Raw genomic sequence first — 13,315 nt, forward strand, 5'->3', positions numbered from 1 at the left:
GAATACTCGCTGAAGCTAGTAGGCTTTTGCTTCAACGCTATCGAATCGTTAACTTTACAGTCAACCACTCAAAATAAGTGGTATCCCATAGGGGATTCGAACCCCTGTTACCGCCGTGAAAGGGCGGTGTCCTAGGCCTCTAGACGAATGGGACACTTTTGATACGTTATACTCTGTATCGAGTGAATACTCGTTGAAGCTAGTAGGCTTTTGCTTCAACGCTATCGAATCGTTAACTTTAACAGTCAACCACTCAAAATAAGTGGTATCCCATAGGGGATTCGAACCCCTGTTACCGCCGTGAAAGGGCGGTGTCCTAGGCCTCTAGACGAATGGGACACTTTTGATACGTTATACTCTGTATCGAGTGAATACTCGCTGAAGCTAGTAGGCTTTTGCTTCAACGCTATCGAATCGTTAACTTTACAGTCAACCACTCAAAATAAGTGGTATCCCATAGGGGATTCGAACCCCTGTTACCGCCGTGAAAGGGCGGTGTCCTAGGCCTCTAGACGAATGGGACACTTTTGATACGTTATACTCTGTATCGAGTGAATACTCGTTGAAGCTAGTAGGCTTTTGCTTCAACGCTATCGAATCGTTAACTTTAACAGTCAACCACTCAAAATAAGTGGTATCCCATAGGGGATTCGAACCCCTGTTACCGCCGTGAAAGGGCGGTGTCCTAGGCCTCTAGACGAATGGGACACTTTTGATACGTTATACTCTGTATCGAGTGAATACTCGTTGAAGCTAGTAGGCTTTTGCTTCAACGCTATCGAATAACCGTAATGACATTTAACATGAACTAGGATTCGAACCTCTGTTACCGCCGTACTCTTTATTAAAGACTGGGCGGCGGTGTCCTTGTCTATTTCATCTAGACGAATGGGACACTTTTGATACGTTATACTCTGTACCGAGTGAATACTCATTAAAGCTAGTAGGCTTTTACTTTAATGCTAAGCAATTAGATGGTGGAGCCTAGCGGGATCGAACCGCTGACCTCAACACTGCCAGTGTTGCGCTCTCCCAGCTGAGCTAAGGCCCCTTTTACCTAATTGACATTTGAGTGGCTGCTAGTGATTCACTGCATCTCCCTCAACTGCGAGGCGCATTCTATGCAGCACACCCAAAAGTGTCAACTCGTTTTTTAGGAATTTATTCTATTTGCTACAAATTCAATCGCTTTGGAGATTCTTTGTTCACAACGAGCTTGCCCAATCAAGAATATGGTTAAATCTACCGCAGGTGACTGCCCTGCCCCTGTTACCGCAACACGTAATGGCATACCCACTTTACCCATCCCCACTTCAAGTTCACTTGCCGTGTCTTGAATAGCCTGATGGATAGCTTCTACATTCCAATCCGTCAATGCAGTCAATTTTTGCTGAATAAGTGTCAAAGGCTCAAGTGCCACGCCACGCAGGTGCTTTTTGGCAGCCGTTTCGTCAAAGTCAGCGAAATCTTCATAAAAATAGCGGCTAGAAGCAGCCAGCTCTTTTAATGTTTTCGCACGCTCTGCTAGTGCCGTCACAATTTCAGGTAACGCTGGTCCGTTGTCAGTATTGATATTCTGATCATCCATATGCCACTGCAGATGTGATGCAACATATTCTGGTGCCATCTCTTTCATATAATGTTGGTTCAACCAGATTAGTTTTTCAGTATTAAAGGCTGAAGCTGCTTTATTAATGTCATCTAACTTAAATAGCGACTGCATCTCTTCAACCGAAAACACCTCTTGATCGCCATGTGACCAACCTAAACGAACTAGATAGTTTAATAGTGCTTCAGGCAAATAACCGTCATCGCGATATTGCATCACACCCACTGCGCCATGGCGTTTTGACAATTTGGCGCCATCATCACCAAGAATCATCGCAACGTGTGCATATTCAGGTACCGGCGCACCCAGCGCTTTTAAGATATTAATTTGGCGTGGTGTATTATTGATATGATCTTCACCACGTACGACACAGGTGATACCCATATCCCAGTCGTCCACAACCACACAGAAGTTATAAGTCGGTGTGCCGTCGGTACGAGCAATAATTAGATCGTCAAGCAGTTCATTCGATATTTCAATACGGCCACGAACGTGATCGTCAAATACCACACTTCCCTCTGTTGGGTTTTTAAAGCGAATAACAAACGGCTCATCGGTATCACGTGGTGCCTTATCTCGACAACAGCCATCATACTTTTGCTGCTCGCCTTTTGCGGCTTGCTCTTCACGCATAGCTTCAATACGTTCACGCGAGCAATAACATTTATACGCTGTGCCCTGCTCTAACATTTGAGCAATAATTTCATTGTAGCGATCGAAACGTTTTGTCTGGTAATAAGGACCTTCATCCCAGGTCAAACCTAGCCACTCCATTCCCTCTAGGATTGCAGCACACGCTTCTGGCGTTGAACGTTCAAGATCGGTATCTTCAACACGTAAGACAAACTCACCTTGGTTGGCGCGAGCATAAAGCCAAGAATAAAGAGCGGTACGAGCTCCACCTACGTGCAAAAAACCTGTTGGGCTTGGCGCAAAGCGTGTCTTAATCGTCATATTTGAACATTAACCTATGTTTTAAAAAAAAGAGCCCAATAAAAGAGGCTATACATAAAATCGTGTGGCGTATTCTAGCAGCCTATAAAGAATTGACAAAATACTCCTTAACGAAAATGCTGAGAATGCCAAGTAATTTTTGATGGCTAACCAGCACGCTAGTCACCCCGTGGCACGCCCTGTGTCCGTTGAAGGCAAAGCTAACGAGTTTGATAAGCTGAAATCGTCGCTACCTATTTGTGTTGTGCAACACAAATAGGCAAAAATTTGGCTACAGTTAAGCCTATATCAGGTTGGCAGCGACACAATAGAGAAGGTGCTCATTCATTTATACATAGAAATGCTGACTTTTATGCTGACATTTCAAGCAACTTTACCTTGTAATGCACAAGTATTCGTCAAGGCGAGCAAAATTAAAGCGTACTAATCTATTTCTATAAAAAACCGTTGACAGTCGTTCTACCGTCCCTATAATACGGCCCCACACAGCGAGGTCGATTAGCTCAGCTGGGAGAGCACCTCCCTTACAAGGAGGGGGTCACTGGTTCGAGCCCAGTATCGACCACCATTCTTTTTTAAAGAATTAAAATCATTGTGTAAATCCCAGGTCGATTAGCTCAGCTGGGAGAGCACCTCCCTTACAAGGAGGGGGTCACTGGTTCGAGCCCAGTATCGACCACCATTCTTTTCATAAAGAATTAAAACATTATGTAATCCCAGGTCGATTAGCTCAGCTGGGAGAGCACCTCCCTTACAAGGAGGGGGTCACTGGTTCGAGCCCAGTATCGACCACCATTCTTTTCATAAAGAATTAAAACATTATGTAATCCCAGGTCGATTAGCTCAGCTGGGAGAGCACCTCCCTTACAAGGAGGGGGTCACTGGTTCGAGCCCAGTATCGACCACCATTCTTTTCATAAAGAATTAAAACATTATGTATCCCAGGTCGATTAGCTCAGCTGGGAGAGCACCTCCCTTACAAGGAGGGGGTCACTGGTTCGAGCCCAGTATCGACCACCATTCTTTTTATAAAGAATTAAAACATTATATATCCCAGGTCGATTAGCTCAGCTGGGAGAGCACCTCCCTTACAAGGAGGGGGTCACTGGTTCGAGCCCAGTATCGACCACCATTTTCTTTACACTCCCCATTTAGTCAGTCATAAAGTCAATCTCTTAGTTTTTTGCTGAGCGACAAACTGTCGTTGAATGATTCGCCGTTATCTATACTCCCCTTTGTCGAGATGAAGTACCTTGTCAGCATCAATCATTCTGTACCAAAATGACGGTTTACACAGCTAGCCTATCAATACCCTCAAATATAATATTCATATTATGATACTGTTTTAAATGCAGATTTATTTTCACTCCTCAATTAAGTAAAGTTTTTTATTTACTTAACTAGACGTTGCTCTTATAGTTTGAATAACTCATTCAAATACTCAACAGCCATGACAGAGCTCACTTCAAGCAATATAGCGACTGTAAAAGCCCAAAAAATACTGGCGGTGACGTTACTCGTTACCTTAATCAGCGTGGCGGGTATCGCGCTACCCTACCCCGTGTTAGCGCCACTGTTTGCTGAAGCTAATTCCGAACTCACGCAGTTTATGGGCTTGCCACCTGAACTACTGCTTGGGCTAGTGCTAGGTATCTATCCACTTGGCATCATCATTGGCAGTAGCATGATAGGCTCACTGTCTGACTCATTTGGTCGTAAGCGCCTACTGACACTGACTCTACTTGGCAGCGCCGTAGGTTATGGCTTAACCGCAGTGGCTGCATTATCTGAACAGTTTTTACTGTTTTGTTTGGCACGATTTTTTACCGGTTTATGTGAGGGAAACATCTCTATTGCCCGTGCTATTGCCGCTGATCTTCACCCGACTATTGATAAAACACGCAGCTTTTCACTCATTAGTGCCATGGGCTATGGCGGCTATTTAATTGGTCCGCTTGCTGGCGGTTATCTGGTTTTACTTGGCATTGATGCCGTATTTTGGATTGCGGCAGCCGCCTGTTTATTTTGTGCATTACTAAGCCATATTAGTCTTCCAAACAGCTTAGATATTGCAGCTGAAAATGCAGAAAAACAGTCTAGTTTGGCGTTACTTAAGGATTCAGCAATTCGCCGCTTTTGTTTACTGTATTTAATGCTAACCACAGGCGTGAATCTATATTACGAATACTATCCGCTTCACCTAGTTCGCCAATATCAATATACCTCGGTGGATATAAGCTGGGTTACGGTGCTACTGACATCTTGCATGATTGCGGCCAGCATCTTGCTTAACCCCAAAATTCAGCGTCGATTTAACCATGCTCAAGCCGGGCTTATTGGTATGTTGCTGTTTGCCACTGCATTGAGTTTGTTTGCCTTTACCCACTCGATACTGTTTATGGCCACGTTTGCGCTAATGGGAGTGGGTATCGCCATCTACAATGGTTTTCTGCCCTCATACCTTTCAACAGCATATGAGCAACGCCCTCAAGGTCAACTAATGGGTATTTTGGTAACGATTTTTTGCTTAGGTAATTTAGTTGCTGCGCTCTTGGGTGGGCTATTTTCCATGTTTGATGTGCGTGCTGCGCTACTATTTGGCGCCGTCATATCCGCACTTGCGGCCGCACTCTTCTATCATGGTCATTATCGCGCCAACCTTTGGCAACAAGCGAGCCGTTGACTGCGAAGGCAAATGGGTGGTTTTCCACTCATTTGCCATCATTCAATGGATGAAATCCCACCGATTTAGCCCTAATAAATAAACACCAAAATAAGCAACCAACCCGCAACACCCTGTTATCAAATCAAATAACAAAAAAGCAACAGGCTTGGCTCGCGAATTGCTATTCCCTTTAGGTAGTCACCCTTAACGATAAGCTGCAAATGTATTGGCCGCAGTTAGGGGACCTAAACAAAATATATAACCAAAGGGAATCACTATGTCACTAATAACCCGTACCTCACTGCTCAAACCCTTAGCTCAAATTGCGGCGGCAACATTGCTGATGTCTGCCAGTTTACAAGCCTTAGCGGCACCCGTTGAACTAAAGTTCTCTCATGTTGTGGCAGAAAACACGCCAAAAGGTCAAATGGCACTTAAATTTAAGTCACTGGTTGAGGAGCGTCTACCGGGTGAGTACGTCGTCAGTGTCTACCCAAACTCGCAGCTATTTGGTGATAACAATGAGCTGTCAGCCTTATTGCTTGATGACGTACAATTTGTGGCGCCATCACTTTCAAAATTTGAACGTTACACCAAGAAACTGCAACTGTTTGATCTGCCCTTCCTATTTGAAGATATGGACGCAGTTAACCGTTTTCAGCAAAGTGAAAGCGGCCAAAAGCTACTACGCTCAATGAAACGTAAAGGTATTTTGGGTCTTGGCTACCTGCATAATGGCATGAAGCAGTTCTCTGCCAGCACGCCGCTTGTTCTGCCAGAAGATGCCCAAGGCAAAAAATTCCGCATTATGGCCTCTGATGTCCTCGCTGCGCAATTTCAAGCGGTCGATGCCATTCCGGTTAAAAAGCCTTTCTCTGAAGTTTTCACTTTACTGCAAACGCGTGCGATTGATGGCCAAGAAAATACCTGGTCAAACATCTATTCGAAAAAGTTTTATGAAGTACAAAGTCATATAACCGAAAGTAACCACGGCCTGCTTGATTATATGGTCGTTACCTCAAACAGTTTCTGGCAAGCACTCCCTAGTGACAAACGCGATGTGATTAAAGCTTCGTTAGACGAAGCGATTGCCTACGGCAATGACATTGCTGCCGCTAAGGTCAACAAAGATAGACAAGCCATTTTAGACTCTAAGCGTTCTAAGTTGGTGGCATTGACCGCCGAGCAACGCCAGCAATGGGTTGCAGCGATGAAACCTGTGTGGTCTAAGTTTGAAGCCAAAATCGGCAAAGACATGATCAAAGCAGCCGAAGCCTCTAACCGTCAATAAGCCTGATATAGCCACTGCTGTTGCTATCAGTGGCTACTCAAATGAAAGGAGAGTGCGATGTTTGCTCGTTGGTTTGCACATTTTGAGGAAGGTTTTCTCAATCTACTCATTACCACAATGACGGTTTTGGTTTTTGCTGAAGTCATTGCGCGGTTTTTCTTTAACACCGGATTTTTATGGATCCAAGAGCTGACCTTGACCTTCAGTGGCTGGTTTGTGCTCTTTGGTATGTCCTATGGCGTCAAAGTGGGCGCGCATATTGGTGTTGATGCCTTTGTTTCTAAGCTAGCCAAGGGACCACGAAAGTACGTTGCCCTATTGGCAACCACAATCTGCTTAGTCTATTGCGCCATGTTTCTAAAAGGCAGTTGGGACTACCTCGCCAAAATGTACGAAATTGGCGTGCCAATGGAAGATATCGATTTTCCACATTTTTTGGTAAGTCAGTTGGACCCGGACCAAGCTTGGGAGATTTTTCGCATTGATGTTGAAGAGCCTGCGGTGCCTCTATGGCTATCGCAAAGTATTTTACTGATTGGATTTGGGCTATTGAGCTGGCGCTTTATAGAGCTGTTTATCGCTATTGTACAAAACAAAGCGATCGGATTTCACCTTGCCGACGAAGCAAAAGAAAGCATGCAGTTAGCTGATGAACTCGCCAAAGAGCACACCAAGGAGAAACAATAATGACTATTGCAACCCTGTTCATCGCCCTGTTTGTCTGTATGTTGATAGGTATGCCAATTGCCATAGCACTTGGGTTTTCAAGCATGTTAACTATCATGCTGTTTTCAGATGACTCACTCGCATCGATTGCACTGAAACTGTACGAGTCAGCCTCGGAACATTACACCTTACTGGCTATCCCCTTTTTCATTCTGTCGTCAGCATTTCTGTCTACCGGTGGTGTTGCTAGACGTATCATTAATTTTGCCATGGACAGTGTCGGCCATATTCGTGGCGGGTTAGCCATGGCATCAGTTATGGCCTGTATGTTGTTTGCAGCGGTATCTGGCTCTTCGCCTGCCACCGTCGCTGCCATTGGTTCTATCGTGATTATTGGTATGGTACAAGCGGGCTACCCAGAAAAATTTGCGGCTGGGGTTATCACCACTTCTGGTACCTTAGGGATATTGATCCCTCCGTCAATTGTGATGTTGGTATATGCCGCCGCGACTGAAGTCTCCGCTGCACGCATGTTTATGGCAGGTCTCATCCCGGGTCTCATGATGGGGCTGCTACTCATGTTGGCAATCTATGTCGTTGCGCGCATTAAAAAGCTACCTTCTCGCCCCTTTCCTGGAGTAAAAGTACTGGCAATTTCCAGTGCTAAAGCGATGGGAGGACTAGCGCTTATCTTTATCGTGCTCGGGTCGATATACGGCGGTGTCGCAAGCCCTACCGAAGCGGCGGCAGTAGCTTGTGTATACGCTTATTTTATTGCGGTATTTGGCTATCGCGATATTGGTCCACTTAAATCTGTGGCGTGGCGACAAACGCGTGAGCCCATCATTAAAGCAGTAGTGCGCAACCTCATTGCCATGGTGAGCGGCTTGCTTAAAACGCCACTGGATAAAGAAGTGAGGCACGTGGTCAGAGACGGCGCCAAAGTCAGCATCATGCTGCTATTTATTATCGCCAACGCCATGTTGTTTGCCCATGTGTTAACCACTGAGCGTATCCCGCACATCATTGCTGAGGCAATTGTTGGAATGGGCCTGCCAGTATGGGGCTTTCTCATCATCGTCAACTTGTTGTTATTGGCAGCCGGTAATTTTATGGAACCATCAGCCATTTTGCTGATCATGGCCCCCATTTTATTTCCCATTGCCACCCAACTCGGGATTGACCCTATTCATCTTGGCATCATCATGGTGGTCAATATGGAGATTGGTATGTTAACGCCGCCCGTTGGTCTAAATCTGTTTGTTACCGCAGGCATCACAGGTAAGAGTATGGGGTGGGTGATACAATCATGCCTACCGTGGTTAGCATTATTGTTACTGTTCTTAGGCTTAATTACTTATATACCGCAAATATCGCTATTTTTGCCTGAGTATATTGATTCCATCAATGGTTATTAAAGTGCTTGATTAAGCGCAACATTTAAGCGAGCCTAAAGGTGCGGCAGCAAAGCGATCTGCCTTAGGCTCAATGTGTGTTCACTTGGATGTGTAGATATGCCATTGTCAAAAAAGAATAAGCAACATATTAGGGTGATTTTAGTCTTCGCCCTAGGATTAGCCCTAACCTTGAAGGTTGCCTATTGGTTTCACCTAGACCAAGGACTGCTAGAAACTAAAGCACAAACCCAAACCCAGATGAAAGAGCTGCAAAGCTTTATTGATGGCGCCTTATCACGCTATGAAAGTATTCCCCATGTGTTATCGACAAACCCGCTGTTAAGCGAAGCATTAGCCCATCAAGACGATAACCAAGCCTTAACTGATGTAAATGCCTACCTCGAAGAGGTACAAAACATTACCGAAGCGCTGGATATCTATTTAATTAATCGCAGCGGCGTTGCTGTGGCCGCCAGTAATTGGCAAACCAGTTACTCGTTTGTTGGCAAAGACTTTGGTTTTAGGCCCTATTTTAGTGACGCCATCGCTGGTAACTTAGGCCGCTATTTTGCCGTGGGGGTAACCTCCAACAAGCGCGGTTTTTACTTCTCTTATCCTATCTATCCCAGTGCTAAGCCCGGAGCCGGGGCAGCAGCACCCGACAAACAAGTGATTGGTGTCATTGTGGTTAAAGTCGACATCAGTGATATCGAAACTCAAAGTACCCGTATTGCTCGCGGCAGCGGCTACGAATTTGCCATTTCAGATCTCGACAACATCATCTTTTTGTCTAGTCAAAGAGAGTGGCGCTTGCAATCATTTTTACCGCTAGATCAGCAAACACAAATTAATATTAATAACAGTAAACGCTATGCAAACCGAGTGATCACCGAGTTAAAAATTGACCCAAGCTACCATCAAAGCGGGGTTAAGTATCGGCTGTTTAGTATCAACCAAGCTGATCACCCCGACGCGCGCTACTTAGAAATTAAATCCATCATGAATAAAGCCAGCTGGCGCTTGCATTTGCTGTCACCTGTAAAGCCAGTTTATCAACGCTTGCCGGCTATTTTACTGTTATATGCTGCCTTATATGTGGCGGCGGCTTTAGCGTTATTGTTTAGTCTTGAACGGCGCAAAAATATCAATCAGATGCAACACGCAAAGCAGCAACTAGAGCAACGCGTCAAACGTCGCACCCAAGCACTTGAAACCAGTAATGCCAAACTTAAAGACACCCAAGATGAGCTGATTCAAGCGGCAAAACTCACCGTGATTGGTAGCTTATCAGCCAGTATTAACCACGAAATTAATCAGCCATTAGCCGCGATTAGAAGCTACGCGCAAAACACCAAAACCATGGTCGAACGTGGCCGATTGGATATGGTGTCAACCAATGTTGATACCATCATCACCCTGACCGACCGTCTCGCTGCCATAGTGGCGCAATTTAAGAGCTTCACCCGTAAAAGTCATGGCCAAGACAGTGCCATTGACTTACACCAATGCATTAAAGATTCCCTGACCATAGTCCAACCAGAAATCGATAAGCAAGGCGTCGCTCTACAACTGAGTTTAAGTCATGACAAATTGGAGATTTGGGGCGATAGCATTCGTTTGCAGCAAGTGTTGGTCAACCTTATGAGCAACGCGATTTCTGCAATGAACCACAGCCCAAGTAAACGCTTGCACATTGCCACCCAGAGCGACCAACCACTGCGAGTGATCATTTCTGATTCAGGCACCGGGATCCAAGAAAACAAAATCGAGCGAATTTTTGATCCCTACTACACCAGCTCAAGTCATGGTTTAGGCTTAGGTTTGTCGATTTCACAGCGCATCATCGAAGCCATGAATGGCAAGATCAGTGTCCAGAATGCCCCGACTCATGGGGCGATATTCACCATTACGCTGCCCGCTTATGATATGCCTGCAACTGCAGCCAATCCGCCTGTTGCAGACAACGGAGATAGCCAATGAGTTTAGCTAATATCGATGCGCTTAATATTATTGTGGTTGATGATGAGCCACTGATTGGTGCGGCTTTAGTGCAACTGTTTGACCTAGAATCCTACCAAGCTGCCACTATCAGCCATGGCCAATTGCTACTCGATGCCCTACCGCGAAATTGGCCCGGCATAGTGATCACCGACGTCAATATGCCACAGATGGATGGCGTGAGTTTACTCAATCAACTGTTGCAACGAGACGCCGATCTACCCGTCATATTACTGACCGGTTATGGCGATATCGCCATGGCGGTTGATGCGCTTAAAAAAGGTGCCTATGACTTTTTAGAAAAGCCATTTAACAACGAACATATCCTCGATGTCGTAAAACGCGCTCTTGATAAACGTTGCCTAACCCTTGAAAACCGTAGCCTTAAGAAAGAGCTTGAAAGCCACAGCCGCCCTGGACCTCGTATTTTGGGCCACAGCCCGGGTATCAACCAAATGCGGCATATTATCGACCAAGTGATCGACTTGCCCGCTGATGTACTCATTGATGGCGAAACGGGTACGGGTAAAGAGTTGGTCGCGCGCTATTTGCATGATCACAGCATTAGGCATCAGGCTAATTTTGTTGCCATTAACTGCGGCGCCATTCCCGAAACAATAATCGAAAGCGAGCTGTTTGGCGCCGAGTCGGGCGCATTTACCGGTGCAGACAAAACCCGCGTAGGTAAATTTGAATATGCCAGCGGCGGCACGCTGTTTTTAGATGAAATTGAAAGCACGCCATTATCGCTGCAAGTTAAGTTACTTAGGGTGCTTGAAGACCGCTGTATCGAGCGTTTAGGCTCCAATAAATCCATCCAGTTAGACATTCGGGTAATTGCTGCCACCAAAGTAGACTTAAGCGAACTGTGTGAGCATGGTGAGTTTCGCCAAGATTTACTCTACCGGCTCAACTTAGTCACTGTGCCTATTCCTGCGCTGCGTGACCGACGAGAAGATATCCCGTTGCTATTTCTGCATTTTGCCCGTATTGCTTCAACTCGTTACCACAAAGCGCATATCGCCCTCTCACCAGAGCAGATGGCGATTCTGACTTCCCATGACTGGCCAGGCAATGTGCGCGAGCTACGTAATTTTGCCGAACGCTACGTGCTACTTGGTGCTGACGCGGCTTTTGCCACATCACTGGCGCAGCAACCACAAATTAGCAGCGGCATGTCACTGCAGCAGCGGGTGGAGTTTTTCGAAAAAATGCTCATTGAAGAATCACTGAGCTTGCACAAAGGCAGTATCAAGCTCACCATGGCGCAGCTCGAACTGCCAAGAAAAACCCTGTACGACAAAATGCAAAAATACGCTATTAACCGGAAGCACTTTGTCGCTAACAATTAACTGAATAAGTTAAAGCAATTTAGATGACACTAAAACAGGTTGAATTAACATCGTTCAACTATACTCAGCGGATTCGCTCTTATTGCAAACGGAACTTGCAAGTGCCCAGAAAACCAAGAATCAGCCCTGTTGGCATCGCCCAACATATCATCCAGCGTGGCAACAACCGCCAAACCTGTTTTACGGCAACACAAGATTTTGAGGCTTACATTGGCTGGCTAAAAGACTATGCCGACAAATATCAAGTCGACGTACACGCTTGGGTATTAATGACGAACCATGTTCACATACTCTGTACGCCGCAAGCTGATAATGCCATTAGTCTTATGATGCAATCTCTTGGCCGGCAATATGTTAGGTACTTTAATCACACCTACCGACGTACAGGAACATTATGGGAGGGGCGCTATAAATCATGTCTAGTTCAGTCTGAGCAATACTTACTCAACCTATATCGTTACATTGAGCTCAATCCTGTGAGGGCAAACATGGTTAACGACCCCGCTGAATATCCATGGTCGAGTTATCAAATCAATGCTCTGGGCAGGTTATCAAAACTCTGCACTCCTCATGCGATATACCTAGCAATACATCAAAACCCAGATACTAGAAAGGCGGCATATCGAGCACTGTTCAAACATCATTTAGCCAATAAATTGATTGAAGATATTCGTCTCGCGACTAATAAAGGTATGGCGATTGGCAATGATAAATTTAAGGATGAAATAGAACTGCTCACAGGCAAAAGCATCAGACCAAAGAAAATGGGGCGACCAGCAAAGGCCAGAGCAAAAAGTTTACTCTGACCCCACTTTCCAAGACCCCACTTTCCAAAATAGAACTGCTCACAGGCAAAAGCATCAGACCAAAGAAAATGGGGCGACCAGCAAAGGCCACTACTCAGGCCAGAGCAAAAAGTTTACTCTGACCCCACTTTTCACTTTTCCCTTCTCTGACCCCGCTTTTCTTTATTCCCATACAGTTCGCACTTCTTCCTCAAGTTCGACTTTTAATACCTCACCTTCAACTACTAGCCCAACTCTCGATTTGTCATAAAATATGCCAAAATAAACACCATCAGAAACCATGTCAGGAATACAGTTTTTAATGAACGATTCCAAACCTATTGCTTGGGGCTTAGCCCCCATCTGTTTATGTTCTTCGAAGCAGCACGCTTCTGCTAAATCAGGATGGGACCAAAGTGGGAAAATTTCTTCTCCGTCAGCATCTTTGAAAATGACCCAGTTATCATCTGCCACAACTAGCCCCCAGACTTGTTCAAAATCAGCACTGTAGCGAACAAAATACTCATATCTTTGCTCCGGAGACTGCTTAAGCAAATTCTCTATTTGTTTTTCATGCATCTTGTTATAGCTCTTCATG

General features: G+C 45.3%; 9 protein-coding genes and 11 tRNA genes. 13 read left to right on the plus strand and 7 right to left on the minus strand.

Annotation, left to right across the window (positions count from 1 at the left end):
- Positions 1-78: 78 nt before the first annotated feature.
- The 6 genes from FLM48_RS13460 to gltX all read right to left on the minus strand — a co-directional run bounded on the left by FLM48_RS13460 (position 79) and on the right by gltX (position 2,563).
- Positions 79-154: transfer RNA gene (locus tag FLM48_RS13460), tRNA-Glu, on the minus strand.
- Between the two features lie 109 nt (positions 155-263).
- Positions 264-339 (minus strand) — tRNA-Glu (locus tag FLM48_RS13465).
- 108 nt (positions 340-447) lie between these two features.
- Positions 448-523 (minus strand) — tRNA-Glu (locus tag FLM48_RS13470).
- Positions 524-632: 109 nt separating this feature from the next.
- Positions 633-708 (minus strand) — tRNA-Glu (locus FLM48_RS13475).
- A gap of 267 nt (positions 709-975) precedes the next feature.
- Positions 976-1,051, minus strand: a tRNA-Ala gene (locus FLM48_RS13480).
- Between the two features lie 102 nt (positions 1,052-1,153).
- A complete protein-coding gene (gene gltX, locus FLM48_RS13485) occupies positions 1,154-2,563 on the minus strand; it encodes a glutamate--tRNA ligase (RefSeq protein ID WP_028774841.1) in 1,410 nt (469 codons plus the stop codon).
- A gap of 492 nt (positions 2,564-3,055) precedes the next feature.
- On the opposite strand from gltX, the gene FLM48_RS13490 reads away from it, so the two are divergent.
- From FLM48_RS13490 to FLM48_RS13550, 13 genes are all read left to right on the plus strand, one after another.
- Positions 3,056-3,131: transfer RNA gene (locus FLM48_RS13490), tRNA-Val, on the plus strand.
- Between the two features lie 38 nt (positions 3,132-3,169).
- Positions 3,170-3,245: transfer RNA gene (locus FLM48_RS13495), tRNA-Val, on the plus strand.
- Between the two features lie 37 nt (positions 3,246-3,282).
- A tRNA-Val gene (locus tag FLM48_RS13500) sits at positions 3,283-3,358 on the plus strand.
- Between the two features lie 37 nt (positions 3,359-3,395).
- Positions 3,396-3,471 (plus strand) — tRNA-Val (locus FLM48_RS13505).
- A 36-nt stretch (positions 3,472-3,507) separates the two neighbouring features.
- Positions 3,508-3,583 (plus strand) — tRNA-Val (locus FLM48_RS13510).
- Positions 3,584-3,619: 36 nt separating this feature from the next.
- Positions 3,620-3,695, plus strand: a tRNA-Val gene (locus FLM48_RS13515).
- A 318-nt stretch (positions 3,696-4,013) separates the two neighbouring features.
- On the plus strand, positions 4,014-5,246 hold the full coding sequence (locus FLM48_RS13520) for an MFS transporter (RefSeq protein ID WP_179024974.1): 1,233 nt from the start codon (positions 4,014-4,016) through the stop codon (positions 5,244-5,246).
- Positions 5,247-5,505: 259 nt separating this feature from the next.
- A complete protein-coding gene (locus tag FLM48_RS13525; RefSeq protein WP_179024975.1) occupies positions 5,506-6,519 on the plus strand; it encodes a TRAP transporter substrate-binding protein in 1,014 nt (337 codons plus the stop codon).
- 57 nt (positions 6,520-6,576) lie between these two features.
- On the plus strand, positions 6,577-7,206 hold the full coding sequence (locus tag FLM48_RS13530; RefSeq protein WP_179024976.1) for a TRAP transporter small permease: 630 nt from the start codon (positions 6,577-6,579) through the stop codon (positions 7,204-7,206).
- Positions 7,206-8,603, plus strand: coding sequence for a TRAP transporter large permease (locus FLM48_RS13535; protein ID WP_179024977.1), 1,398 nt, complete (start codon positions 7,206-7,208; stop codon positions 8,601-8,603). Before FLM48_RS13530 ends, FLM48_RS13535 begins: the two co-directional genes overlap by 1 nt.
- 96 nt (positions 8,604-8,699) lie before the next feature.
- The gene (locus FLM48_RS13540) at positions 8,700-10,562 is read left to right on the plus strand and encodes an ATP-binding protein (protein ID WP_179024978.1); all 1,863 of its coding nucleotides are present in this window, start codon (positions 8,700-8,702) and stop codon (positions 10,560-10,562) included.
- Positions 10,559-11,932: a sigma-54 dependent transcriptional regulator gene (locus tag FLM48_RS13545; RefSeq protein ID WP_179024979.1), complete on the plus strand. Its 1,374-nt coding sequence runs from the start codon at positions 10,559-10,561 to the stop codon at positions 11,930-11,932. Before FLM48_RS13540 ends, FLM48_RS13545 begins: the two co-directional genes overlap by 4 nt.
- 101 nt (positions 11,933-12,033) lie before the next feature.
- Complete coding sequence (locus FLM48_RS13550; RefSeq protein ID WP_179026373.1) at positions 12,034-12,738, plus strand: transposase; 705 nt, start codon at positions 12,034-12,036, stop codon at positions 12,736-12,738.
- A 162-nt stretch (positions 12,739-12,900) separates the two neighbouring features.
- Here FLM48_RS13550 and FLM48_RS13555 read toward each other — a convergent pair whose 3' ends face one another.
- The gene (locus FLM48_RS13555) at positions 12,901-13,314 is read right to left on the minus strand and encodes a DUF2750 domain-containing protein (RefSeq protein WP_179024980.1); all 414 of its coding nucleotides are present in this window, start codon (positions 13,312-13,314) and stop codon (positions 12,901-12,903) included.
- Position 13,315: the final 1 nt, after the last annotated feature.

This window comes from Shewanella sp. Scap07, assembly GCF_013394145.1.
In the GTDB taxonomy this organism is placed as follows: Bacteria; Pseudomonadota; Gammaproteobacteria; order Enterobacterales; family Shewanellaceae; genus Shewanella; species Shewanella waksmanii.

Coding starts and splice junctions, on each gene's coding strand:
- gltX (WP_028774841.1), bottom strand. CDS start 2,563: ATGACGATTAAGACACGCTTTGCGCCAAGCCCAACAGGTTTTTTGCAC.
- FLM48_RS13520 (WP_179024974.1), top strand. CDS start 4,014: ATGACAGAGCTCACTTCAAGCAATATAGCGACTGTAAAAGCCCAAAAA.
- FLM48_RS13525 (WP_179024975.1), top strand. CDS start 5,506: ATGTCACTAATAACCCGTACCTCACTGCTCAAACCCTTAGCTCAAATT.
- FLM48_RS13530 (WP_179024976.1), top strand. CDS start 6,577: ATGTTTGCTCGTTGGTTTGCACATTTTGAGGAAGGTTTTCTCAATCTA.
- FLM48_RS13535 (WP_179024977.1), top strand. CDS start 7,206: ATGACTATTGCAACCCTGTTCATCGCCCTGTTTGTCTGTATGTTGATA.
- FLM48_RS13540 (WP_179024978.1), top strand. CDS start 8,700: ATGCCATTGTCAAAAAAGAATAAGCAACATATTAGGGTGATTTTAGTC.
- FLM48_RS13545 (WP_179024979.1), top strand. CDS start 10,559: ATGAGTTTAGCTAATATCGATGCGCTTAATATTATTGTGGTTGATGAT.
- FLM48_RS13555 (WP_179024980.1), bottom strand. CDS start 13,314: ATGAAGAGCTATAACAAGATGCATGAAAAACAAATAGAGAATTTGCTT.